At 40.5% G+C, this 24761-nt stretch carries 22 protein-coding genes and 1 tRNA gene; 5 read left to right on the top strand and 18 right to left on the bottom strand.

Annotated features, from left to right (window positions below; translation table 11 throughout):
• The first annotated feature begins 25 nt into the window (after nt 1-25).
• Nucleotides 26-325 carry a hypothetical protein gene (locus tag MTF66_RS22885; RefSeq protein WP_075169887.1) on the top strand — a complete coding sequence of 100 codons (300 nt, stop codon included), beginning with the start codon at nt 26-28 and terminating at the stop codon, nt 323-325.
• Here the strand turns inward: MTF66_RS22885 and MTF66_RS22880 are convergent.
• The 7 genes from MTF66_RS22880 to MTF66_RS22850 all read right to left on the bottom strand — a co-directional run bounded on the left by MTF66_RS22880 (nt 305) and on the right by MTF66_RS22850 (nt 8456).
• Nucleotides 305-1228, bottom strand: a complete 924-nt coding sequence (locus tag MTF66_RS22880) for a histone deacetylase family protein (protein ID WP_138622336.1) — start codon at nt 1226-1228, stop codon at nt 305-307. The two genes, MTF66_RS22885 and MTF66_RS22880, sit on opposite strands and share 21 nt — an antisense overlap.
• Before the next feature lie 103 nt (nt 1229-1331).
• On the bottom strand, nt 1332-2873 hold the full coding sequence (locus MTF66_RS22875) for a serine hydrolase (RefSeq protein ID WP_138622338.1): 1542 nt from the start codon (nt 2871-2873) through the stop codon (nt 1332-1334).
• Nucleotides 2874-2900: 27 nt separating this feature from the next.
• Nucleotides 2901-3395, bottom strand: coding sequence for a gamma-glutamylcyclotransferase family protein (locus tag MTF66_RS22870; protein ID WP_010391767.1), 495 nt, complete (start codon nt 3393-3395; stop codon nt 2901-2903).
• A gap of 18 nt (nt 3396-3413) precedes the next feature.
• Nucleotides 3414-4040, bottom strand: coding sequence for a LysE family translocator (locus MTF66_RS22865; protein WP_109874074.1), 627 nt, complete (start codon nt 4038-4040; stop codon nt 3414-3416).
• A gap of 2 nt (nt 4041-4042) precedes the next feature.
• On the bottom strand, nt 4043-4825 hold the full coding sequence (locus tag MTF66_RS22860; protein ID WP_055012408.1) for a hypothetical protein: 783 nt from the start codon (nt 4823-4825) through the stop codon (nt 4043-4045).
• 3 nt (nt 4826-4828) lie between these two features.
• Nucleotides 4829-5299 carry a CreA family protein gene (locus tag MTF66_RS22855; protein ID WP_041708852.1) on the bottom strand — a complete coding sequence of 157 codons (471 nt, stop codon included), beginning with the start codon at nt 5297-5299 and terminating at the stop codon, nt 4829-4831.
• Between the two features lie 136 nt (nt 5300-5435).
• On the bottom strand, nt 5436-8456 hold the full coding sequence (locus MTF66_RS22850; RefSeq protein ID WP_138622340.1) for a TonB-dependent receptor domain-containing protein: 3021 nt from the start codon (nt 8454-8456) through the stop codon (nt 5436-5438).
• A 322-nt stretch (nt 8457-8778) separates the two neighbouring features.
• On the opposite strand from MTF66_RS22850, the gene MTF66_RS22845 reads away from it, so the two are divergent.
• Together MTF66_RS22845 and MTF66_RS22840 are read left to right on the top strand one after the other, a co-directional pair.
• Nucleotides 8779-10896 (top strand): winged helix-turn-helix domain-containing protein, encoded by a 2118-nt coding sequence (locus MTF66_RS22845; RefSeq protein WP_138622342.1) that lies wholly within the window; start codon nt 8779-8781, stop codon nt 10894-10896.
• Between the two features lie 115 nt (nt 10897-11011).
• Nucleotides 11012-11341: a 5-carboxymethyl-2-hydroxymuconate Delta-isomerase gene (locus tag MTF66_RS22840; RefSeq protein WP_008114843.1), complete on the top strand. Its 330-nt coding sequence runs from the start codon at nt 11012-11014 to the stop codon at nt 11339-11341.
• Nucleotides 11342-11425: 84 nt separating this feature from the next.
• Here the strand turns inward: MTF66_RS22840 and MTF66_RS22835 are convergent, their stop codons facing one another.
• The 4 genes from MTF66_RS22835 to MTF66_RS22820 form a co-directional block, all read right to left on the bottom strand.
• Nucleotides 11426-13303 carry a methyl-accepting chemotaxis protein gene (locus MTF66_RS22835; RefSeq protein WP_010391757.1) on the bottom strand — a complete coding sequence of 626 codons (1878 nt, stop codon included), beginning with the start codon at nt 13301-13303 and terminating at the stop codon, nt 11426-11428.
• Between the two features lie 260 nt (nt 13304-13563).
• A tRNA-Ile gene (locus MTF66_RS22830) sits at nt 13564-13640 on the bottom strand.
• Between the two features lie 277 nt (nt 13641-13917).
• Nucleotides 13918-14076, bottom strand: coding sequence for a YqaE/Pmp3 family membrane protein (locus tag MTF66_RS22825; protein ID WP_008466367.1), 159 nt, complete (start codon nt 14074-14076; stop codon nt 13918-13920).
• Between the two features lie 65 nt (nt 14077-14141).
• Complete coding sequence (locus tag MTF66_RS22820) at nt 14142-14711, bottom strand: BON domain-containing protein (RefSeq protein WP_138622344.1); 570 nt, start codon at nt 14709-14711, stop codon at nt 14142-14144.
• A 314-nt stretch (nt 14712-15025) separates the two neighbouring features.
• On the opposite strand from MTF66_RS22820, the gene MTF66_RS22815 reads away from it, so the two are divergent.
• On the top strand, nt 15026-15691 hold the full coding sequence (locus MTF66_RS22815) for a LiaF domain-containing protein (protein WP_008466362.1): 666 nt from the start codon (nt 15026-15028) through the stop codon (nt 15689-15691).
• A 46-nt stretch (nt 15692-15737) separates the two neighbouring features.
• Here MTF66_RS22815 and MTF66_RS22810 read toward each other — a convergent pair whose 3' ends face one another.
• Nucleotides 15738-16154, bottom strand: a complete 417-nt coding sequence (locus tag MTF66_RS22810) for a VOC family protein (RefSeq protein WP_138622346.1) — start codon at nt 16152-16154, stop codon at nt 15738-15740.
• Between the two features lie 236 nt (nt 16155-16390).
• Between MTF66_RS22810 and suhB the strand changes: the two genes are divergently transcribed.
• On the top strand, nt 16391-17194 hold the full coding sequence (gene suhB / locus MTF66_RS22805; RefSeq protein WP_054202669.1) for an inositol-1-monophosphatase: 804 nt from the start codon (nt 16391-16393) through the stop codon (nt 17192-17194).
• Nucleotides 17195-17244: 50 nt separating this feature from the next.
• Here the strand turns inward: suhB and MTF66_RS22800 are convergent, their stop codons facing one another.
• From MTF66_RS22800 to queA, 6 genes are all read right to left on the bottom strand, one after another.
• Nucleotides 17245-19032, bottom strand: a complete 1788-nt coding sequence (locus MTF66_RS22800) for a bifunctional diguanylate cyclase/phosphodiesterase (RefSeq protein ID WP_138622348.1) — start codon at nt 19030-19032, stop codon at nt 17245-17247.
• Nucleotides 19033-19164: 132 nt separating this feature from the next.
• Entirely contained in the window at nt 19165-20112 is a 948-nt protein-coding gene (secF, locus tag MTF66_RS22795; protein WP_008466355.1) for a protein translocase subunit SecF, read from the bottom strand.
• A 9-nt stretch (nt 20113-20121) separates the two neighbouring features.
• Nucleotides 20122-21981, bottom strand: a complete 1860-nt coding sequence (gene secD / locus MTF66_RS22790; RefSeq protein ID WP_010391748.1) for a protein translocase subunit SecD — start codon at nt 21979-21981, stop codon at nt 20122-20124.
• Nucleotides 21982-22000: 19 nt separating this feature from the next.
• Nucleotides 22001-22336, bottom strand: coding sequence for a preprotein translocase subunit YajC (yajC, locus tag MTF66_RS22785; RefSeq protein ID WP_010391747.1), 336 nt, complete (start codon nt 22334-22336; stop codon nt 22001-22003).
• A 26-nt stretch (nt 22337-22362) separates the two neighbouring features.
• Complete coding sequence (gene tgt / locus MTF66_RS22780) at nt 22363-23490, bottom strand: tRNA guanosine(34) transglycosylase Tgt (protein ID WP_138622350.1); 1128 nt, start codon at nt 23488-23490, stop codon at nt 22363-22365.
• A gap of 139 nt (nt 23491-23629) precedes the next feature.
• Nucleotides 23630-24661, bottom strand: a complete 1032-nt coding sequence (queA, locus tag MTF66_RS22775) for a tRNA preQ1(34) S-adenosylmethionine ribosyltransferase-isomerase QueA (RefSeq protein WP_075169901.1) — start codon at nt 24659-24661, stop codon at nt 23630-23632.
• Between the last annotated feature and the right edge of the window lie 100 nt (nt 24662-24761).

Here is a 24761-nt window from a genome sequence, read left to right as displayed (position 1 = left end):
ATGACAATTTGATTTAGGACAATATATGAGCATCAGTTACCCATTAATTATTATTTATAATAATGAGATTGAGCTATTAGAGCATGCCGATGAGTTACATGATTTTATTTATACTATGGACGTGAATGAGCAGAAAAACGTGGTTATTTTAGATAAGGTAAGTGGCTATCAAGGTTTAAATGGCGATGCGCATAATGCACTCAGTGCAATACAATTAGCGCAATTGGTAAAGGAATATTTAGCAAAAGAAGGACAATGTTGCCTCAGTAAAATAGAGCAGCTTACTCCTGATCAGGCATTTATGTTACTCGCCGAAATCAACTAAGGCTTTAACGTGTGCAATCGCGCTGCGCCCGAGGGCAGACAGTGAGTATCCTCCCTCTAGGTAAGAGATAATACCTAAGCAACTATGTTGTTGGCTAAATTGCGCTAACTGCTCAGTAAGCCATATATAATCACTTTCGACAAACTTTAAACTGGCCATATCATCTTCAAGGTGCGCATCAAATCCTGCGCTTATAAAAAGTAGCTCAGGCTTAAATTCAGTTAATTTTGGTAGCCACTGCTGCTCATAAAGCGCTTTTAAATCAGTACCATCACTAGCAATAGGCAAAGGTGAATTTACCAACGTGGCGTTATTTTTAATAGCGGTATTTGGATAAAATGGATATTGAAATAACGAGCACAGCAACACATTTTCATCATCCATAAAAATATCTTGCGTGCCATTGCCATGGTGTACGTCAAAATCGATAATGGCAATGCGTTTCACCCCTTTGCTTTGTGCATATTTAACCGCAATCGCAAGGTTGTTAAACACACAAAAACCAGAAGAGCTATCTCGGTTAGCGTGATGCCCTGGCGGGCGCACTGAGCAAAATGCAGCATCCAATTTACCCTCTAAAACCTCATCAACAGCGAGTAACCCTGCACCTACTGCACGCTCAATTGCTTTCAATGAATCGGGGCATAACCAGGTATCGCCGTCCAAATCGCTAAGCCCTTCGGTTGGGATCATACTTTCTACATGCTTGATGTGTTGTTCACTATGCGCCAATAAATAGTGCTCACGCGAGGCCTTAGGTGCTTGTTTCTGCTCGATAGCGACATCCAGCCCACTTGCAAGTAGACGGTCGTTTATCGCATCCAAACGCTCAGGGCACTCTGGATGATCGTCAATCATTTTATGTTTACGGCAGTGGGGGTGAGAAATAATCGCAGTGCGCATAGCTAACTCCAAAAATAAGTTGCTTAACGAGTATAACAAAGCCACCTGAGGGTGGCTTTGCGACTTTGGTTGATACTAAACGACTATTTAACCAAGGTTCTGGTTATTTAGCTTTTAAGTCAAGGTTTCTAAAATCAAAGCTAAAATCGGTCACCTGCGTTGAAACTGCGTTCATTTTCGCCGATTCTACACGGTTATCTGCACTCATAGAAAAACGAATAAAGGCATCTGCCTCTAATAGCTTTTCATCCCATTTAACAATAAAGGTATTACCTGTGTAATGCTCCAACTCACCTTTGAGGCGCTTTGTATGGGTAAAATCAATGCGTAATTTACCATCTAACTCTTCAATTATTACATCGCCATACCAATCATCATGCAAAGTACCGGTGTAATTAATGGTTGGCAATGCCGGCTGGATATCTGCAGGCACTGATGGAGCCGCGTTAGCATAGGCTTTTTCTTTACCTGCAAAGTGCTTTTTAGCTAAATCTTCAACCCAGTCTTTATCTTCAAGCTCTAGTACATCTTCAAGTACTTCATGAGTCACCGCCGATAATGCAGAAAACGCTTGTTGGTTGCTTAATATCACAATTCCCACATTTTTCTCTGGCAAAAGAGTAACCTGCGAGACCATACCTAAAATACCACCACCATGTGCCAGCTTCTTAACGCCGTGGTAATCTTCTATACTCCAGCCCAACCCATAACCTCTAAATTGTTGATGGTACGCTTCATAAGCACTTTTAGATGCTAGTGAGGTAATATGTGGGTGCCACATTTGTGCTTGCTGCTTTTCACTAAATAGCTGCTCGCCATTAGGCATTTTGCCACCAGCGAGTTGAGTACGTAGCCATTGGCTCATATCATTTACGCTTGATGCAATGGCTCCTGCGCCTCTGAAGTCTTCAAGGTAATTAACAAAAAAGGGATGCAATTTACCGTCCATTGGGATGTGTCCAATTGCCCAGTTTTTGTTATTTTTAGCGATACGCGAAAAGCCAGCCCGTGAGTTGCTCATATTGAGCGGCTGTAAAATATTTTTTTCAATGTAGTCGTTCCAGCTCATCCCCGATATACGGGCAACAACTTCACCAGCGGTAACAAACATTAGATTGTTGTAAGCATATTGGCTACGAAAACTGCTCGCAGGTTTTAAATATTGCAGCCCCGATAAAATATCGGCTACCGATTTATCAGTACTTGGCCAAATCATTAAATCACCTTGACCAAGCCCTAAACCACTGCGATGGCTTAGCAAATCGCGAATTCGCATTTCACGGGTAACGTATGGGTCATGCAATCTAAATTCAGGGAGATGATCAATTACGCGATCATCCCAGCTTAATTTGCCTTCATCCACCAGCTTAGCCAGTGCTGCACTGGTAAATGCCTTGGTATTTGAAGCAATGCCAAATAAAGTGTCTTTATTCACCTTGCTATTTGTATTGAGGTTGGCAACACCAAAGCCTTTAGCAAATACTACTTTGTCATTTTCAACAATAGCAACGGCCATTCCGGGTACATCAAAACGTGTCATTGAAGCGTTGATCACCTCTGAAATTTTATCGGTATCAACCGCTGCAGAGCTCGTGAACGCCCAGCCAACCAATAATGCGGCTGTGGCTAATTTTGTTAGTTTCATAGTGTTACCTTAGGTTATTATTTTTGTTTAATCTTGATGAACCGCAAATTCTATGTCGGCGCGCGCTTTATTCGTATCTTGCTTACTAGGATAAGCTAAAATACGTTGACTATAATGCTCTGGCACACCGGCCTCAAGCGCACCACGATATACATGCTGCACGTACCAATCATAAGGTAGCAGTGTATCGTCATGTGTGTTTGCTATGTAGCAATGCACATTAATGTCATCGTCATCTAAAAGGCTCACGGTTAAATCAACACAGTCGTAATTAGGGCCTTCAATTTTATCTAAGATCTCTTTTTCGGCCTCATTAAGCTGATACACCACCCCATATACAACTGCATCGGGTTCGTTGGTGGGCACAATAGTGCATTTACCTGAACCATCAGCAAAGGCCATATTAAAGGTTAACTTATAGCCTTTTAAAAGCGCCGTACCCACACGTTTTGCGTTAGGTAAACGTGCCAATAAACGATTAGATGACATATTGGAGCCAAACGAAAAATTATATAACGCCATACTATTCCTTAGGGTCTATCAAATAACAACTCGCACAGCCAGTGCGATTAAAATAATGCCAATGCCACGATCGAACCAATAGCCACTTTGTTGAAAAAAGTTTCGCACACCTGCTTTTGATAACAATAGCGACAAAATAGAAAACCAAGCCCAAGTTGCCAGCGCCATATAAACACCATACCCCACTTGCACTATTACCGGTGTCGTTGGGCTAATCACCAAGGTAAACAAAGACATAAAAAATAGCGTAGCCTTAGGGTTTAATGCATTGGTAAAAAAACCACGGCGAAACGCACGCCATGGTGACTCAGGTGCAAGGCTGGGTTTTGCAGTCTGTTCTGATGAGGTATTTGAAGGTTTAGCAGCGCGTAGCGCCTGCACACCTAAATACGCTAAATAAGCACCGGCTATATATTTAAGTGCCATAAACAACGAAGGCGATTGAGTTAAAACCAGCGCGACTCCCAACACACAATAAGCTATGTGTAATAAAATAGCAGCGCCTACACCTGCACTGGTCCATAGCGCATTATGCCTGCCGTACTGTACGCTTTGCTTAAGTACCACAGCAAAATCTGGTCCGGGGCTGGCCACTGCAAAAAAGTGAGCAATGGCAATTAATAAAAACTCATCAATATAAACCATGGTTAACTGGCTTGCTCTGGCGAAAAAGCCAACAACAATGGATTAGCCGACTGGTTAACCAACGCTTTTATTTCTTTTTGCGCTTTTTTAAACTGGCCTCGTAAATGCGGCTTTAAATGTTTTTTAGAGTGTTTATCTTGCTTAAAGTAGCTTACTAAAGCATGCATAAATACAGTATGGGTTTCACTGAGCGTGGCTTCGCGATTGGCATATGGGTTGTAACATGAGCCACAACCCCCCTTAAACTGGTACACGGTATTGCTCATCATCACCCCAAAACCTAAAAAGCACGCTAAAGCATCCGTTGCTTGAGGTAAGAACTCTTTACCACCTGGAGGTAATACGCCTACATGATGAATTAAAATGGTAGCAAGAGTACCTGCAAAGCTAGCTACTAAATCTTGTGGCTGATTAATTTGGTTTGGGTTAAACGACACATTAATTGTATGGCTTGGTGGCACCATTAAATGGCAGTGCTCACCACGTAGATGCTCACTAAATTCAAAATGTGGAAACACCTGAGGTTGTAATTGTTGCGGTGCAACAAGTGTTATAGGCCACTCATCCATACCAGCATAGTGTTTAACACGCGCAAACACTTTACTGGCCATTTCTTCAATGCTTGAAACAGAATCAGGAAAAAACTCGACCGTTGGCAAAATAATTTGGCTGTGCTTAGTAAAAAAATTCAGGTCAAAGTTTTCTGCAGCCCAAATAAAGGTATCAACTAGCCACTGTTGTTCTTGTTCTGCCAATAAGGGTTTTGATTTAAATAGGGTTAACATAAACTATTCTTGCCCCTTCGCCCATTGCCATGCTTGTGTATTGTATAAAGGCACCGTAGAAAGCGCGTGATGATGACTGCCCGTAGATTCTTTCGTTGAGTACGATAAATACAATAACGTATGGGTTTTAGCATCATAAATGCGACGAACTTTTAACGACTTAAACAAAATACTCTTAGATGATTTAAACACGACTTCACCCGACTTACTACGGTCAATAGACTGTAATTGGTCTGCGGTAATTGGCCCTGTTTGGCGACAAGCAATCGACATATCTGATGGGTCTGAAAAGTCTAAATTAGCCTCAATATGACTAATATGACAAGTAACCCCTGTAACAAGCGGATCTTGCTGAGAGTTAACCACCACGTCTTTAGTGGTAAACAGCCCTAAACTCACTGAAGCAACATCATCAGAACACCCTGTAAGCCCTGCTAAACACGCAATTAGACTACCCATTTTGAGATACTTCATAGCAAGTCCTTCGTTCATATTAAAATTAAGTTATGCCTTATACTAAACGCTTTCACTGCGATAAAACAAATTTTATAAGTAATAAAAAAGGCACGCCCGAAGGAGTGCCTTTGCAAACAAATACAGCTAAAAATAATTAAAAGCTATATTGTGCACCTAGATAAACATAACGACCGGCACCGCCGCCGTAGCCACTATAAAAGTTACCTCGGCCACTTGGATAAAATGCCCCTTTGTCGTCAAATACATTATTAATCCCACCAAATACACGTAAGTCACTCTTATCTGTCAGTGCCATAGTGTAAGACGCTGATAAACTATGCTTTAAAAATGAGCCATAGTTTTGATATGCCAGTGGCTCAGGGTTAGCAATACAACCGGCATCGCCCGTAGCACAGCGTTCATCATTTGCAGCAACATATTCAAGGTAATCTTTCTCATCTTCTTGGCTTGCTTTAAAAGCACCTACGTAATTTGTACGCCAGCGGATACGTAAGTCATCCATTTTCCATACAATCGACATAGCGGCTTTATCTTTTGAACGGCCATAACCTGCATACTGAGAAGTCACACTAGAACCATCTAACCCTTCATAGGTTTGCGAGTTTTCAATAATATGATTGTAATCAAGCTTAAATGACAGGTTACCATAGCTACCTATGTCATATTTGTAAGTTGCAACTACATCGTAACCGCGCGCTGTTAACTCATCTAAGTTATATTCACGCTGTAGTATTTTTACAATGTTACCTTCGTCGTTACGGGTAATATCGTTACAATATTCGTTATCACTACCCCACGCAGCCTCTGAGTCATAACATTCACGCATGATGTTTTCGTTACTTATTTCATCAATTGCATCAACAATGGCAATGTCGTAGTAATCCACCGCTAAGTTAAAGCCATCTAAAAACTCAGGTGAAACAGTAATACCAAAGGTATAGGTATCGGCTGTTTCTTCTTTTAAGTTTGGATTACCCGTATTTGGTGAATAGTTATTGTCTTCACTTTCAAATTCAAAATTAGGATCATCAGCCAGCTTTTGTGCCAAGGTTGGCTCTAAACGGCAGTTATCGTGCCCTGGGTTTGTTGATGTTGCAGTTAAGCCATCACAAATATCATCAAATGAATCAAAATCGCCGCGAGGGGGCGATAATAGCTCAGTAATAGTTGGGGCACGCTGTGCACGCGCATAGTTAGCACGTAGCATGTATCCATCAATTGGCTGCCACAATAATCCTAACTTATAACTGGCTACGGTACTGATATTATCAATACTGTAATTTGCTAATCGTAGCGACGTTTCTGCCGACAAACTTTTAGCAAATGGCGCATCTTTTAGCAGTGGCACTGCAAGCTCTGCAAACGCCTCATACACTTCTACTTCACCATAAAAAGAAGGCACAACGTTAAACGTAATACCGCCCGCTTTCATATCATCACTGGTATCTAAGCTTTGCGAGTCTTTACGATACTCTGCTCCAAATACTGCAGACACATTACCTGCTGGCAATTCATATAAGTCACCGGTGATATAACCCATTACCGTGTACTGTTGAATCTCAGTATCAATAATTGGATTTGTACGGATCCAGTCTGCCATGTCAGGGGTAATAGACCCTTCACCAAATAAATTAAGCGGGACACATCCTTGCGCTCGCGCTTCGGCGTCTTTACATTGAATAGTGCCATCGGCTAATTTTTCAGCTTGCAGAGCTTGGTTGACACGTACCGTGTTTAGCTCGTTACTGCGGATTTGATGCTGTTTAAATTGACCATATCCGGCAGAAATATCCCAATCCCATGTATCATCAAACATCATACCTTGCAGGCCAGCCCAGGTACGAATAGTCGTACGGTCGTTATCGGTGCTGATATTACCTACTTCACCAAAACGACGATCCCAATAAATACGGTCTTTGTATGGGTTACTGTCAATAATTTCTTGTGGCACATATGGGTTATCAATAGGAATATAACCTGGCGCAATATCATCGATAGGATCCCCTGTCACTGGGTCGTAGCGAGGTACGTAAGCCCCTTCGTATTCATCTTCTGGTGACTTATCGTTGAACGAGCCACTCTTACTGTATTGAATTTGGAAATAACTCATGATGTCGTCTGTTACATCATAATCGACTTTTATTGCAGTCGAAAAGTTATCACTCGGCACATCAAGCATGACGTATTGCTGTGAATTAATACCATAAATTTCTTCATTGCCTTTCCAATCATCACGTAGCGTTTGACCGTCGTACCAAAACTGAGTGTCGTTATTATTATTCTCTAAAAATACACCACCTAAGGTACCATCGCTTTTGCTTGCCCAATCAGCTTGTGTAATACCACTCATACACTGATAGCCATCGGCGGTGTACATTTGATTACACATCAGCTCATCATCGTAACTATGCGCCGCTTCTATTTGCGCTCGGTCGCGATCGTAAAAGGTCATACCAAAATCACGGTCCCAGTTTGAGCTGACAAATACATAACCGCGATCATCAGCAAATGACGTTCCGTAGTTTAAATCAAGCGTAAATTCGCGACCGCCACCATCTGTTGTTTCACCGCCACGGGCTTGAAATTCAAAACCTTCTTTTTTTGACTGGGTAATAATATTAACAACACCGGCTACCGCATCGGCACCATAAGTGGCCGACGCACCACCACTAATAATTTCAACGCGTTCTACCATACCACTAGGAATGGTATTTAAACTGACATAATTACCGCCGTAACTATTAGAGACAACACGGCGGCCATCAATCAATGTCAACGTTCTATTAGCGCCTAAGTCACGAAGCTGGACTGTTGATAAACCAGTACCCGAAATGCTTGATTGGCTGGTTGTGTTGCCAATACTTTGGCTCAGTGCAGGCATATTATCGATTAATACATCTGAAAGATTGCCTAAGCCTGTATCCTGAATTGATGCTCTGTCCATGGTAACCAGCGGAGTTGTGACCGAAAAACTATCACGCTTTAAACGCGAGCCTGTTACTGTTATTTTCTCTGGTACTTTTTGTACCACTTCTTCGCTTGCCTTAGCAGTTGATTGACGAACAATTGCCTCGTCATTTGCTATTACATGCCCAGATAGACTCGCTGTTATAGCCAAAGCTAAAGCGCATTTTTTGGTTGATATTTTACTCACAGACTTCCCTCATTTTTTATTATCCCATTAGTAGCTTTTTTATTAACTTTTTAGTTATTAAATCTGTTTTGTACTAATTGGTTTGTTTTACTAATAACAGGTTGTAAGTAATCGTGAATAAAAGCACAATGAGAGGTGTCTCGTTTATATCCCTATTTTACATCTATTTAATATCTATTTATTTATAATCATGGACTTATATTTATTGTGTTAGAATGTTGTAAAATTGAATATTAACTAATTATCGTGTTACTTTGCATTAAACAACACGTACAAACATCGCTAATAACTCATACTAGGAAGAGGTTTAAATACACATACTATGAATACTCAACAGCCTTTTTCAATTGGAAATTGCCAAATATCGGCGTTTGAAAATAAGCTGTTTTGTGCTGATAAAGCCTGTATTTTACAACCTAAATTTATAGAGCTGCTGACCTACTTAGTAGCGTGTTATCCAAATGCGGTGAGTCGCGAACAACTAATCGAAAACGTATGGGATGGTAATCAATATGTGGGTGAGAAAGCGCTCACTAATGCCATATGGCACCTTCGTAAAAGCTTTAAAGAGCTTGACCCCGACAACACCTACATAGAAACACTGCGTAAAACAGGTTATCGCTTAGTGCAAAAACCAATAATGCCAAACGCGCAGAACAGTATTAATACATCCTCTACTCGCCCTAAATATATTTTCGCTGTAGTCATGGCTATCGTGGTCTTGTTATTCGCTGGAGTCTGGGGTTACAACGCTTTTAGCGATGAAAATAAGCCACTTGCGCTATCGCAACAAGCAGAGCGCTTATACGATCATGTTGAAACCATTACTACCAGCCCTGGACGAGAGCTATTCCCTGCTATATCCAGCGACAGTCACTTTTTAGCATATTCTTGGCGCCGCCCTGGTCATAAAGCAAATTTATACTTACGTGATTTACATTTACCCAAACAAGCTGCAATAGCACTTACCGACACCCCATTCATTGAAGGGCGAGCGGTATTTAGCTCTGACTTAACCTTTATTTATTATTATCGCCGTATATCTGGTCAAGGCTGTGAGGTTATTCAGCAAAATATTGCCTCGGGAAATACCACTATTTTAGGGAAGTGCGGCAGCAAAGCGAGTACCGATATAGACATAAATGCCCTAGGCACTAAACTGGTTTATATTAGTGAAGATGATGAAAATAATCTGACTCAACTTAACCTTGTTGATTTAACCTCATCGCCATACACAATTACTCAAATACCTTGTATTTCAGCATGCCAATATAACGATGAGTCGGTTGTGTTCTCCCCAGATGCAACTCAACTTGTAGTATCTCGTAACTTACCAACGGGGTTTGAAGAATTATTTTTAATCGATATAAAAACAGGCAATGCAAAGCAGTTAACTACTGGGTTTATTGATATGAGAGGCGTTGATTGGCACCCCTCTAAGGCGCAACTCGTTTTTTCTGGTGTAAAAAAAGGTAAACGCCAAGGGTACTTTTACAACCTTAAAACACAACAAATGATCAATGCCCGCATAGATGGCTTAAGCTACCCAGAATTTGCCAGTAATGGCAGTTTGTATTTTCATCAGTGGAATATAGACTCGGCTTTAATGCGTTTAGAGGTTAATAATGCGGTTGCAAGCTCTCCTTTCCCAGTGTTATCGAGCCATTTTAGTACCCGCTTTCCTAATTACAATAAAGCCAGAAACAAACTCGCGTTTGTCTCTAATGAGTCGGGCTCAATGGAATTGTGGACCGCAAATAAAGACGGTACGTCTCGAAAGCAGCTCACTAATCTCAATGCCAATATTTACCACCCAGTATGGTCGCCTGATGGTGATTATATTGCTTTTGTTGCCTCGCACCCTAGTGGTCATGCGTTATACCTGTATGACTTTAATAAACAAACCAGTGAATTATTACCTACGGGCTTTAGCGATCATGGCAAACCGAGCTGGGCTGCAGACAGTAAAAGCGTATTAGTCTCTGATGATCAGCACGTGTATCGCTTCGATTTAAATGGTAATAAACTCGAACAAGCCATAGATTCTCCAACATTATATGCTTATGAAAACAAGCAAGGCGCTTTAGTTTTTGCCAACCAAGCAACTAATCAATTATGGATCAAAGATCCTGATAGCCAAACTGAGCAACCACTGGTTAGCGAAATTAATTTATCTAATCATAATTCGTGGTACTTTTTTGAAGGCGACACCTTAGCGACATCGCGTATTTACTATTTTAATGTAAAACAAGGTGATTACCGTTTGAGTTATTACGACTTTTCAACCAAAAGCCATCATGACGTTATACGCCTTCCCGAACGCGCATTTAGTCGTACCTCTGGCTTAACCTATATTTCAAATACCAACTGGCTGGTATACTCTTCGTATAAGTCACCACAAATTGACATAAAACGTATCAACCATCAATATTTGCCCTAAAAGCAACAGCCTGAACTATGCTAAGCCAAATTTTTAAAAATTAAGTTCCATAGGGTTAGCGTGTACAAACCCGTTTGGTATAATTAAACAAACCAATCTAAAGAGGATACGCTAAATGCCACACATTATTATTGAACACTCAGAAGATCTGCCTTTATTACCTCAGGTTCTCGTGGAAAAAATCCACACAACAACATTTGAAAGTGGCTTATTTGATTTAGAAACAATAAAAACTCGTGCTATTGCGTATCAACATTACCAATTAGGTGTGGGTAAAGAAGGGTTTATTCATATTGCTGTACATATTATGGCTGGGCGCTCTATTGAGCAAAAGCAAAAGCTAAGTGAGCAGTTACTAGCGTGCCTACAAACATACTGCAGAGCCTCTGATAGCTTAAGCGTTAATATTTACGAAATGAATCACGAGATTTATCGTAAAAATTAACGGCTATTAAAACATCATAGTTATAGGCAAGTGCTCTATAACTATGATGGTATCCCCGCTCTGCTAATTTTTATAAAACCGCGGTTAAAGCGTAAACTTACCTAGTAAATCCCTTAAAATATTCGACTCTTTATTTAAACCATTACAAAGCTGCTCTGACTTTTTCATATTTTCTTTGGTTTGCTCTGCCGAGTCGGAGATCATTACAATATTTTGGCTAATTTCTGAGGTTGCTAACGTTTGCTCTCGCGTTGCTGTAGCCACTGAGTTATTTAACTCGCTTAACAGTACAATTTCCTGTGAAATACCATTTAATGTATGGCCTGTTTCTTTTAATCGTTCGGCATTTTCTAAAGTGTTTTTGCTGCCCAATTCAATCGCAGTTACCGTGCTTGAAGCTTTAGCATTTAACGAAGCAATCATCTCATTAATTTGCTCTGTAGACTCCGCAGTACGCTGTGCAAGCGTTCTCACTTCATCAGCAACTACTGCAAAGCCACGCCCTTGCTCTCCAGCTCTCGCCGCTTCAATTGCCGCATTTAACGCCAATAAGTTAGTTTGCTCAGAAATCCCTTTAATGACATCCAATACATGAGAAATTGATTTAATCTCTGTCGAGAGCTCTAACACCGAAGCCACAGAATTGGCCATCGATGCTTCTAACTGTTCCATTTGTTTAATTGTGCTTTGCACAAAACCAACGCCTTTATGCGTCGTTTCTTCGGTTTTAGTCGCAATATCTGCCGCATTGCTGGCACTGCCAGAAATATCCTGAACCGTAACTTCCATCTCATTAACCGCTGCCGCCACCGTTTGTGTACTCGATGACTGTACCTCAGCTAAATTAGCTGCTCCTTGTACTTGCTCAAGTACATCTTGGGAAATACCTTTAACATGAATTGCCGACTCAGAAACCTGTTTAAACATATAATGTAACTGCTCTAAAAACAGATTAAACTTAATCGCCAAGTCTGAAATTTCATTATTATCGTCAGTAGGAAGTCGCGCTGTTAAATCGCCATCTTTTTCTGTTAACGCATTCACTGCTGAAGTAATGTTTTCGATTGGCCTAAATATTTGCCCTACCAACACGCGTGCTGACGCTAAACCGACAAGAGCAATAATTACACCAAAAATGATATTAGTATTAATAGCACTATTAATTGGGCCATATAATTGCTCTTGGGGAATTTCAGCAACTAGATGCCAACCTAATGAGTTTACAGGCGTACTTGATACAACATAGTCATCACCATCAATTACTTTACTTTGAATTGCCCCATTTTTAATCGGCGTCAAGTCAACAGATTGCCCTATTTTAGTTTTATTACCATGCAGCATAATCTCGCCACTACCAGAGACCAAATAAACAATGCCGCCCTCACCTATCCTATATTCACTTATGAGATCCACCATAGAATCGAGCGAACGGCCAATTCCGGCAATTCCTTGTCGTTGCCCATCAAGCTCAATGGCATAATTAATAAATACCATCACCTCAGAGCTGCCTTTATCTATGTCGAGCGCTACTTCAAATGGTCTATCCGATGCTAAAAAAGCATCAAACCAAGTATCACTACTATCTATTTGCCTGGAAATACCTTCATCGGTGTAATAGTTACGGGAGTTTTTAGAAATAATATATGCGTTACTGGCTTGGTTTTTATTTTTTATATGTTTGAGGTAATCAATAAATTTACCTCGGCTTTGCGCATCTTCATTATTATTCATCCATTGCTGCACAAATAAGTTTTGCGCTATTTCTTTGCCTACAACAATAGGTGTAGAAAGTTCCAGCTCTATTTGGCTTTTAACTTCACTAAGCGCAGTCGGTAAATCTACTTTTGCTAGTTTTTCTTCTGTATTTGAGCGAATACTATTGGAAAAGATTAGAGTAGATATTGCTAAAGGAGCAACAACAGCCAGAATAAGGCTGAGGTATACTTTTCGTTTTAATAACATAGAGCACCTAAGGAGTAACTAAGCAGTATTTTATATACCGCACACAATTAACAGTAGCGACATTAAAGGGCATAAAGTAAAGATTTTTATAATAAAACCCCATAACACTTTAATAGTAGATTCAACTGTGTTTATTGCAATGTATTCAATAGAATTAATAAAAAAATCAGTGTACTGGTGAAAAATACGATAGAAATAACAAAAGCGAATTTTATAAACTAGGAAAATGAGTTTTTATTTACTTGGAAAGCTTGTAAAAGTGGTGGCCCCTCCCAGACTCGAACTGGGGACCTAACGATTATGAGTCGTGTGCTCTAACCAACTGAGCTAAGGGGCCATCTTTGTATAACTGTAAGCAGTTAATTTTTGAAGCGTTTAGCCACAGAGCGACTAAAGCGGGTTGCAGTATAAAAAGTTTTTAGGGGCTTGTCACTAGCAAAAAGCTTTATTTTAACAATCAAGGGGCTAACTGCTCAAATAGTAGGCTTTTAGATTTATTGGTGATGACTTCGAAGAAACGAACTCGTTAAATAATAGTAGTCTGAGTAACTAATACACATACCTTACGATGGCAATTAGCAACTCAGTATTAAATGTATTACTGCGATACGGCGTTATTTTTTGGCGATAATATAAATCGCATGAATTAATCCTGGGAAATAGCCGAGCAAGGTTAGCAGAATATTTAACCAAAAGTGCATCCCTAGCCCCACCTGTAAAAATACACCCAGTGGTGGTAATAAAATAGAAAAAATAATCCTGATGATATCCATAATCTAACCCTTCTAACGTTAGCAAAGCAAAAAGCCCAGCAAGGCTGGGCTTTTAGTATAGTGTATTATTCTGCAATAACAGTTAATTCATCAACTACTTTGCGAACATCTTCAGCGTTCTTAGCAATTTCCATCGCTAATTGCTTTTCAGCATCAGACTCAACTGAACCTTTAAGAGTTACTACACCATTATCGGTATCAACATCAATGTCTGTACCACCTACTTCAGAATCAAATAAGTAGCGTGTTGTGATCACTGTTGTGATTTTGGCATCGGTTAAATCACTTTCGGTATCGTTACCCATCATTTTAGAATCATGCTTCTTCATTTCGGTGTTTTTTACCACAGTTAGACTGTTTTCAACGTCAGTTACACCATCTAGGCTTAGCACGAGTTCTTCAGCAAGTTCTTTATCTACATCGCTGTTTACTTTACCTGTTAGCATTACCTTGCCGTTTTTTACGTCCGTGTTGATATCAAAGTTGTTTAGATTGGTGTTCATCAGCAGTACTGTTTCTGCCTTTCCATCAATCCAAGCATCTTTGCTTTCGTTTTCCCAGCTGCTAGCTTGAGCGCCCATTGCGGTTGTTCCTAATACTAGGGCTGCAATCATAGACTTATTAAATGTTTTCATAATCGTTCTCCTTTTGATTAAAGACACTTAAACTAATGCGAACATCGGGCCAACTATTTTTACATTTAAATTTCAATGACTTAAATCAAAACTACCGATACTGACTTAAACCTACGAAGTAAACATTTACAGACCATTGCGTAAAACTTTCTCGAATAGCGAAACTTACTAAATAATTGTATATTTGGTTAATCTGTCGTTAATATAATAAAGGATGAAAAAACAAAAAAACATAAAGTAATGATTTTAAATGAATTAATATTTGGTATAAGGCTTGCTTTGAACTAGCCAGCAACCTTAAAAGGATAATTTAAATGTCTGTTAAAATTGAAGACCGCCCTATCGAGCAAGTTCGTGAGCAAGTAATTGATCAACTCATTTATAATTACAGCCATGGTGTCATTTCTGTAGAAGCATTTGAGAGGCGCTTAGACGATGCAATGGCAGCGAGTGACAATAGCGCGCTTATGGCCCTTGTTGAAGATTTAACCTTAAATACTGACCAGCAATATAAGGCACAAAAGCACTCGCAGTTTGCACCTAATTATAGTGCGCAGCATGAGACTGATGAAGAGCCACTTACATTAAGAAGCATTCTTGGTTCAAGTGAACGAAGCGGCCAATGGGTGGTGCCTCAAAACATTTATATAGAAAACTACATGGGGTCAATCAATCTTGATTTTACGGATGCTATTTTTACCCACCAACATGTCACTATTCACGTTAATTGTTACTTTGGCAGCGAAGAAATATATGTACCTGAGCACGTTAATGTAGTTTCTAAAATGTTTTGTATTTTAGGCAGTTTTGAAAATAAAACAGTTTCACTCAATAAACGCCAAGGGCCAACGATTCAAATTGAAGGAAAAACTGTTTTAGGCTCTGTAGAAGTTAAAGTTAAGCGCACTATTAAAGAAAAATTTATTAGCTTTGCAAATGATCTAAAAACTCAACTTGGTATGAATGGTAAACATTATTAAATATGCTAAACATTTGATGAAGCCAAAATAGTTGGCTTCATTCATATTATAAGTCGTTATTTCGCTCACTAGGTACATCACTCATATACTCTACAAACTCAATCTCAAACCCTGCGGGATCAATATAATAAATGTTCTTTCTAAATGGATTTACAGCGCCTTGCTTACTTATTGCAAAGCCCGCATGCTTTAAGCGCGCTATTACTTCATTTAAGTTATTGGTTACATAGGCAAAGTGTGCCAAGCCAATTTGATGCCCTGATAAGTCACGATTTTTCCCTTCACCGTGATCGCTTATAGCAATATATTGATCGTTATCACCAAAATGTACCCAGCGCCTTGCTTTACCATACCAAGTTCCTTCTCCCTCACTTCTAATTGACCAATAGGGAAACGCTGCTTGGTAAAACTTAAGCATGGCGTCTATATCACTTACAACTAAATTTACGTGTTCTAATTTCATAATTTTCTTCCTGTTAATTGAATATAGAACATCATAAAACCTCAAGCTCACTTTAGGTAAAGCGCTAATTTACAAATTTATTGCTTGTTTTTATTTCGATAAATATATCGAAAGATCATAGCTGTACAAAAAACACTCACAAGTATTTAGGCTTTATGGTTTACTTTATGGCAAAAACCGCTAAAATACGCCGGCTTAAATATATAAACGTTCTTTTACAACCCAAAGGTAATACCATGCATCCAATGTTAAACATTGCGGTTCGCGCTGCGCGTAACGCAGGCAAACTTATTCTTCGTGCAAGTGAAGATTTATCAAAAGTTGAAGTGCAACAAAAAGGCACCAACGATTTAGTTACTAACATTGATAAAGAAGCCGAAGCCGTAATTCGTGACACTATTTTACGTTCTTACCCTGATCACTGCATCGTTGGTGAAGAGTTAGGCGAACACAAAGGTAAGGATGCTGATTACCAATGGATTGTTGACCCACTTGATGGCACAACTAACTTCATCAAGGGTATCCCTCATTTCGCAGTATCTATTGCACTTAAAGTTAAAGGTCGTTTAGACCAAGCCGTAATTTACGATCCAATTCGTGGCGAGCTTTTCACTGCTTCTCGCGGTCAAGGCGCACAGTTAAACAGCAAACGTTTACGTGTATCTAAAACGGTTGAACTTGCTGGTTCTGTTCTTGCTACAGGCTTTCCTTTCAAACAAAAACATCACTTAGATGCATACTCTGAAGCGTTTAAAGCGTTATTTGTTCACACGGCTGATATTCGTCGTGCAGGCTCTGCTTCGCTAGATATGGCGTATGTTGCAGCGGGTCGTGTTGATGGTTTCTTTGAAATTGGTTTAAAACCTTGGGATACAGCAGCAGGCGAGCTATTAGTTAAAGAAGCTGGCGGCATGATTGTTGATTTTGCTGGCGGTAATAACTACAACGTGAGCGGTAACGTAATCTGTGGTGCACCTAAGCTAACACAGGCGATTGTTCGCGAAATGCGCCCAGTATTATCTGAGTCGTTATTACGTTAATCGTAATTACGTACTAAAAAAAGGAGCCTAGGCTCCTTTTTTGCTTTTGGTTAGCCACTTTTTTTACTATTGGATAAACGTACAATAGCGGGAGCAGGCCTTCTTCGATTACATATAAATAAGTAGCTTTGACGATAACGTTTTGCTTCTTTTTTAGCATCTGTCGCTAATGCCGCTACTTGATGACTATTTTTGCACTGCTGCAGATCAGGCTCAACTAAACCTATCGATAATGTAAGTAAAGGTACAAACTGCTTTTCGCCCTCTCGATTAGTTGCCCAATACCCTTTTCCAGCAATATGCTCTGGCGTAAAAAACACGCGTGACTGTAGTTCAAATTGCGTGATAATGGTATTACAAATCTCCACCGCATCTTTTTTTTCAAACACCACCATAAAGTCATCGCCGCCAATATGCCCGACAAAGTTAGCGCTGTGCGCACACGCTTTTACAGTAACATCGGCCAGAAGTTTTATTACGCTGTCACCACTGGCATAGCCATACAAATCGTTAAATTGTTTAAAGTGATTTAAATCGATATAGGCTAGTGAAAATGGCTGTTTATGTTGCAGACGCTGCTCTATTACCTCACTAATTGCCACATTACCCGGTAACATGGTCAAAGGGTTAGCATGTTGAGCGTGGCGGATTTTTTCTGCTGTAATGTGCTTTAGTATGTCTCTGAGCGGTGCCAAGCCTAAATATTTATTGTTGCAGGTGATAACAATATGGCGACGAATATCAAAGTCTTGCTCTGTTATTTGCTGGGAGACAATATCAAGCATTTGATTTTCATCAACCACCAAAGGTTGTTTATCCATTAACTCAGTGACTTCACATTTATCATAAAGTGCATGCCCATAAGGCGCGGCAAACACTTCTGTTAGCTGATCTTTGTGTAACAGCCCTATTGGCTGCTGACTGCTATTTAATACCGGTAAGCTGATTATGCTTTTGTCTTGCTCAAAAAGTGCATGAGCTTCTTTACAACGCGTATGACTGCTAATAGCAGGCTGAGCAACAGCAAGCACACCTATTGCCATTGATTGTTCAAACTTTGAGGCGGCTTGGGTCGAAGTGAGCGATTGTAACTGTTTACAGTTGTAGTCATAACTTGGCTGTTGACTCGGTCTTTCTAACAAGAACCCCTGAACATGACTCATGCCTATACTTTTAACTAAATCTAGCTCTTCGGAACGTTCGATTCCCTCTGCAATCACCGCTGTATTTGTTGCCCGTGCTAACACCATAATTGATTTTAGAAATTCTTTTTTAACTTCGCTTTGATCGCAATGATCAATAAAGTAACGATCAATTTTTACAATATCTGGGCATAACTGCGACCATTGCTTTAGTCCTGAATAACCTGCACCGAGATCGTCAATAGCAATCGTAAAGCCTAACTCTCGATAATGAGCGATGGTTTTTAACAGTAAAAAGCCATCATCTACTTTTTCTTGTTCAGTTACTTCAATCACCACTCGATTGGCAGCAAGACCAAACTGTTCAATTAAATGTAAGGTTTCGCCTTTAGGGTGGCTCGGATCGAGTAGAATTTTTGGGCTGACATTTAAAAATAACTTCCCTTGCAGACTGAGTTTTACAAAATTTTCAATGGCGCGAGAACGGCATAAAAGCTCAAGCTCTGAAATCAATTGGTATTTATGAGCCGCTTCGAATAGCTTATTTGGCATGGCTAACGGACCATTTTTAGGGCCGCGGCTAAGCGCTTCATACCCAATAATAGATTGCTTAGCTATATCGAAGATAGGTTGGAACAAGGTTGTTATTGCTCCTTGTTGTAAAATTGACTCTAAGACTTGTCGTTGCTCAGTCACTACTAGCTCAAATAAAAATTTAATAAGAGCAATAAAATACCAACTGAGTATGACTATTATGTGACTTATCTAGGAGGCAATAAAAAACCGCTCACTAGGAGCGGTTTTGTTTTAAGAATAGTTTAATCTCAATTAAGGCATTGGATCTAAATCAGCGCCTTCTTTTTCAATCACTTCTGGTATTAAATCTTCTTTACTTACGCCCATGGCAATAGCCACCGAGCTGGCAACGTAAACTGAAGAGTAAGTACCAATAAATACACCAAATAGTAGTGCAGTAGCAAAGCCATGAATGGTTTGGCCGCCCCATACAAATAACGCAATCAGTACTAAAATAGTAGTGATTGAGGTTACTAAGGTACGGTTAAGTGTTTGCGTAAGCGAGATATCAATAATTTCAATCGTGTCGTCAATACGCACTTTGCGGAAGTTTTCACGAATACGGTCTGATACAACAATGGTATCGTTTAGTGAGTAACCTATCACGGCAAGTATTGCTGCCAAAATAGTTAAGTCAAACTCTAAACCTAGCACCGAGAATAAACCAATCGTAATGATTACATCGTGTAAAAGCGCGCCAACTGCGCCCACAGCAAAACGCCATTCAAAGCGAAACGCCACATAAATTAAGATACAAATAAGTGCAGTTAACATGGCAAGGCCACCCTGCTCTTTTAAGTCTTCACCTACGCTTGGGCCTACAAACTCAATGCGGCGCATTACTACGCTATCATCGGCTTGTTTAAGTGCAGCAATCACTTGGTTACCAATTACTTCTGCTTTTACATCATCACCGCGAGGGGCTAAACGGACCAGTATTTCTTGGCTTGAGCCAAAAAGCTGTACCGATGCATCAGCAAAGTCGTTTTCAGCCAGTACATTACGTACTTTTTTCAGATCGGCAGGTTGCGAAAAACCCACCTCAACTGCTGTACCGCCGGTAAAATCTAAACCGAAATTTAAGCCTTTAACAAAAAGTGACGCCAGCGACGCTATAATTAATAACGTAGAAAAGCCCATTGCCACTTTTCGAAGAGACATGAAACGAAGGGTTTTTCCGCCCAATCTTAAAATTTGCATGTCTGCTCCTTAAATTGAAAGTTTATCAACACGTTTGCCACCAATAAATAGGTTGATCACCGCACGGGTACCTATAATTGCTGTAAACATAGAGGTTAAAATACCAATTGCTAGGGTTACCGCAAAACCTGCAACAGGACCGGTACCAACAGCAAACAAGATAATCGCCGCAATTAATGTGGTGATATTGGCATCAAAAATAGTACTAAAGGCGCTATCGTAACCAAAATGAACCGCTTGTTGAGGGCTGCGGCCATCGGCTAGCTCTTCACGAATACGTTCAAATATAAGTACGTTCGCATCAACTGCCATACCAACAGTCAGTACAATACCAGCTATACCCGGTAGGGTAAGCGTTGCACCAGGAATTAATGACATAACACCAATGATAAGTACTAAGTTGGCAGCCAGTGCAATATTCGCAACAAGGCCAAAACCTTTGTAGTAAATAAGCATAAAGGCCAATACAAACGCAAAGCCAAGAGCTACAGCGGTCATACCTGCTTCAATGTTTTCTTGACCTAGGCTTGGCCCAACCGTACGTTCTTCTACAATTTGAATAGGCGCAACCAGTGCACCCGCGCGAAGTAGTAAACTTAAGTTATGTGCTTCAGCTGGGTTATCAATACCGGTAATGCGGAATGAACGGTCAAGACGCGCTTGAATGGTTGCTACGTTAATAACTTCTTCCACTTTAATTGGCGGAAGTGCTTTACCGTCACTGTCTTTTTTACCTGATGGCTTGTATTCAATAAACACGGTAGCCATACGTTTACCGATAGCACGCTTGGTAAAGGCATTCATTTTTGCCCCACCTTTACTATCGAGTTTAATGCTTACTTGTGGACGCTGGTACTCATCTGCACCTGACTGCGCGCCAGTAATATGGCTGCCTTCAAGAATAATGCGTTTTTTTAGCACCACAGGATAACCATCACGGCTCATGATCATTTCAGTACCCGGTGGGATACGACCTTGAGCAGCGGCGCTTATGTCAGCATTTTCGTCAACTTCACGAAACTCAAGTGTTGCCGTAGCACCTAAAATTTCTTTAGCGCGAGCGGTATCTTGAATCCCTGGCAATTGCACAATAATACGTTCAGCACCTTGGCGCTGTACGTTTGGCTCTGCAACCCCAATTTGGTTGATTCGGTTACGAATAATAGTTTCGTTTTGCTTGATAGCATAGTCACGAATTTCTTTTAGCTTTAGCTCACTCATAGTGGCAAAGAATGCGTTATCGTTACTGCTATCATCAATGTAAACGTTTAATGGGTAACGGCTTTCTAAAAAGCGCTCTGCAGCGTCTTTATCTTCTTCGTTACGCATTTCTACACGCATGCGCTCAGAACCAGCTACACGGCGCACACTACGATAACGTAGTTTTTCTTCACGCAGGTCGCTACGGAAATCTTGCTCCATTTGCTCTAACTGATTATCCACCGCAGTGACCATATCGATTTCCATGGTGAAATGTACACCACCACTCAAATCTAGGCCTAACTTCATAGGATTACCGCCCAGCGACTTTAACCACGCCGGTTGTGCAGGAGCCATATTAATAGCTGAGATATAATCGTTACTTAGCGAGTTACGCAGTAAGTCTTGTGCTTTTAGTTGGTCTTCAACATTTTTAAAACGAACAAGAATTTGCCCATCTTCGAGCTTTGTCGATTTAGCGCTTACGTTGTCTTTTTTGAGGATTGCGTTTACTTTGTCTACAACACTGAGGTCAACATCGGTGCCTTTAGCGCCAGAAACCTGTATGGCCGGATCGCGGCCATACAGGTTTGGTGAAGCATATAAAAGGCCAATGGCTAACACAGCTAAAACAAGTAAATACTTCCAAATTGGAAACTTGTTTAACACGGGGTCGTCCTTATTATTTTTATAGCGACTTCATTGTGCCTTTAGGCAATACAGCAGATACTGCTGATTTTTGTACTGTTACTTCTGCTTGCTCATTTAATGAGATCACGATGAAGTCTTTATCTTCAGCAATTTTTACGATTTTACCCACTAAACCACCTTGGGTTAGCACTTCATCGCCTTTTGCCATCGCGCTCATTAAGCTTTTATGCTCTTTTACACGCTTTGCTTGCGGGCGGTAAATTAAAAAGTAAAAAACCAAACCAAAAATCGCTAACATAATTAGCATTTCCATACCGCCGCCTGCTGCAGGTGCACCAGCGCTTGCATGCGCGTTTGAAATAAATAAACTCATAATACTTCCTCTTTAATTTTTAAATTTTAATTTGTTGTATCAGCTAGCTCTGGCACTGCTTGGCCTCGGCGAGCGTAAAAATCGTGGACAAATGTCTCTAGTTGACCTTCGCTAATAGCATTACGCAAACCTTCCATAACACGTTGATAGTATCGTAAGTTATGGATAGTGTTTAGTCGTGCACCCAAAATTTCGTTACATTTGTCTAAATGATGCAAGTAGGCGCGCGAATAATTTTTACAGGTATGGCAATCACACTCGGGATCAAGTGGACCAGTATCTGTTTTATGCACTGCGTTACGGATTTTAATGGTACCCGTTGTAATAAATAAGTGACCATTACGTGCATTACGCGTTGGCATTACACAGTCAAACATATCAATACCACGACGAACCGACTCAACTAAGTCTTCTGGCTTGCCTACACCCATTAAATAACGTGGTTTGTTTTCTGGCATTTTATAAGCACAATGGTCAAGAATATTAATCATTTCATTTTTAGGTTCACCAACCGATAAACCACCAAGTGCATAGCCATCAAAACCAATTTCTTCAAGGCCCGCTTGTGATTGTGCACGAAGCTCAGGATACATACCGCCTTGAATAATACCAAACAATGCTGATGGGTTGTCGCCATGCCCTTCTTTTGAGCGCTTAGCCCAACGAAGAGAAAGCTCCATAGAGTCTTTGGCTTCTTTTTCAGTGGCAGGATATGGCGTACATTCGTCAAATATCATCACGATATCTGAGCCAAGATCACGCTGCACTTCCATTGATTTCTCTGGCGACATCATAATTTGATCACCATTAACTGGCGATTGGAACATTACGCCTTCTTCAGTGATTTTACGCATTGCGCCAAGGCTAAATACTTGGAAACCGCCTGAGTCAGTAAGAATTGGGAAGTCCCAGTTCATAAAATCGTGTAAATCACCATGCTGTTTGATGATTTCAGTACCTGGACGCAACATTAAGTGAAATGTATTGCCTAAACAGATTTGTGCACCCGTTGCTTTAACTTCATCAGGTGTCATGCCTTTAACTGTGCCATAAGTGCCTACAGGCATAAACGCTGGTGTTTCTATTACACCTCGGTCAAAAATCAAGCGACCGCGGCGTGCTTTGCCATCGGTGCAGTCTAATTCAAATTTCATAATATCCTCTGTGTCGGAAAAACAGTCCAACAAGCTATAATTTAACCGCTCGATTCTACCCTTTTTACCACCCTATTACTATTAGCAGTGATAAATTCACTGTGCTTAGGAGTAAAATAAAAACCAATAACGCTGTAAATTATTTACGGGTCAAAAACATCGCATCGCCATAGCTAAAAAAGCGATACTGTTGTTCAATCGCAGTATTGTAAGCACCCATAATATTGTCTTGCCCTGCAAAGGCACTGACCAGCATAATTAGGGTTGATTCAGGTAAATGGAAGTTGGTGACCATGGCATCAACAACGTTAAATTGATAACCTGGGAAAATAAAAATATCGGTATCACCAAAGTAAGTATCTAACTTGCCGCCATGTATTTTTGCTGCCGACTCTAGTGAGCGAACTGAAGTTGTACCTACTGCAATCACACGCCCGCCTTTGGCTTTAGTACTGGCAACCGCATCCACCACAGCTTGCGGCACTTCAATATATTCAGAGTGCATGATGTGCTCATCAACACTTTCTACCCTAACCGGCTGGAATGTACCTGCGCCAACATGCAAGGTAACAAAGGCCATTTGTACGCCTTTATTTTTAAGTGCAGCCATGAGTTTATCATCAAAATGAAGGCCTGCTGTTGGTGCTGCAACGGCGCCTGGCTTTTCGCCATATACTGTTTGGTATCGCTCTCGATCCGCTTCGTTATCTGGGCGGTCAATGTAAGGAGGAAGCGGCATATGGCCAACATCATTTAAGATGTCGAGCACATTTTCACTGCGGTCAAACTCAAGCTCAAATAACGTATCGTGGCGTGCCACCATAATGGCTTTTGCTTTGCCCTCTAAAATGAGTACATTGCCCGGTTTTGGCGATTTACTAGCACGAATGTGCGCAAGAACGCGGTGTTCATCTAATACACGCTCTACCAGCACCTCAACTTTACCGCCAGATTCTTTTTGACCAAACATACGCGCAGGTATTACTTTGGTGTTGTTAAAAACCAATAAGTCGTTTTCGTTAACAAGTTCGAGAATGTCACTAAATATTTTATGCTCAACAGTACCGCTCGGCCCGTCTAAGCTCAATAAACGGCTACTAGTTCTGTCTGCTTTTGGAAAACGAGCAATTAATTCATCAGGTAAGTCAAAGCTAAAATCAGCTACGCGCATTGTTAGAATTCCACATCATTTAAAATCGCGCCAAGTGTATTACTATTACTGATGAAGCTCAAGATACCCCCTATATTCTCCCTAATTACTATTACTAATG

The organism is Pseudoalteromonas sp. 2CM39R (assembly GCF_023161845.1).
Note: the sequence above shows the minus strand (reverse complement) of the source record. Positions and strands in the feature narration are given on the sequence as shown.

Excerpts from the sequence above, each read along its gene's own strand:
- MTF66_RS22870 (WP_010391767.1), bottom strand. The coding sequence starts at position 3,395 with ATGGCGTTATATAATTTTTCGTTTGGCTCCAATATGTCATCTAATCGT.
- MTF66_RS22865 (WP_109874074.1), bottom strand. The coding sequence starts at position 4,040 with ATGGTTTATATTGATGAGTTTTTATTAATTGCCATTGCTCACTTTTTT.
- MTF66_RS22820 (WP_138622344.1), bottom strand. The coding sequence starts at position 14,711 with ATGAAAACATTTAATAAGTCTATGATTGCAGCCCTAGTATTAGGAACA.
- MTF66_RS22835 (WP_010391757.1), bottom strand. The coding sequence starts at position 13,303 with ATGTTATTAAAACGAAAAGTATACCTCAGCCTTATTCTGGCTGTTGTT.
- queA (WP_075169901.1), bottom strand. The coding sequence starts at position 24,661 with ATGCGCGTAGCTGATTTTAGCTTTGACTTACCTGATGAATTAATTGCT.
- MTF66_RS22840 (WP_008114843.1), top strand. The coding sequence starts at position 11,012 with ATGCCACACATTATTATTGAACACTCAGAAGATCTGCCTTTATTACCT.
- MTF66_RS22875 (WP_138622338.1), bottom strand. The coding sequence starts at position 2,873 with ATGAAACTAACAAAATTAGCCACAGCCGCATTATTGGTTGGCTGGGCG.
- MTF66_RS22825 (WP_008466367.1), bottom strand. The coding sequence starts at position 14,076 with ATGGATATCATCAGGATTATTTTTTCTATTTTATTACCACCACTGGGT.
- yajC (WP_010391747.1), bottom strand. The coding sequence starts at position 22,336 with ATGAGTTTATTTATTTCAAACGCGCATGCAAGCGCTGGTGCACCTGCA.
- MTF66_RS22880 (WP_138622336.1), bottom strand. The coding sequence starts at position 1,228 with ATGCGCACTGCGATTATTTCTCACCCCCACTGCCGTAAACATAAAATG.
- tgt (WP_138622350.1), bottom strand. The coding sequence starts at position 23,490 with ATGAAATTTGAATTAGACTGCACCGATGGCAAAGCACGCCGCGGTCGC.
- MTF66_RS22855 (WP_041708852.1), bottom strand. The coding sequence starts at position 5,299 with ATGAAGTATCTCAAAATGGGTAGTCTAATTGCGTGTTTAGCAGGGCTT.
- MTF66_RS22810 (WP_138622346.1), bottom strand. The coding sequence starts at position 16,154 with ATGAAATTAGAACACGTAAATTTAGTTGTAAGTGATATAGACGCCATG.
- MTF66_RS22885 (WP_075169887.1), top strand. The coding sequence starts at position 26 with ATGAGCATCAGTTACCCATTAATTATTATTTATAATAATGAGATTGAG.
- MTF66_RS22845 (WP_138622342.1), top strand. The coding sequence starts at position 8,779 with ATGAATACTCAACAGCCTTTTTCAATTGGAAATTGCCAAATATCGGCG.
- MTF66_RS22860 (WP_055012408.1), bottom strand. The coding sequence starts at position 4,825 with ATGTTAACCCTATTTAAATCAAAACCCTTATTGGCAGAACAAGAACAA.
- MTF66_RS22815 (WP_008466362.1), top strand. The coding sequence starts at position 15,026 with ATGTCTGTTAAAATTGAAGACCGCCCTATCGAGCAAGTTCGTGAGCAA.
- secF (WP_008466355.1), bottom strand. The coding sequence starts at position 20,112 with ATGCAAATTTTAAGATTGGGCGGAAAAACCCTTCGTTTCATGTCTCTT.
- suhB (WP_054202669.1), top strand. The coding sequence starts at position 16,391 with ATGCATCCAATGTTAAACATTGCGGTTCGCGCTGCGCGTAACGCAGGC.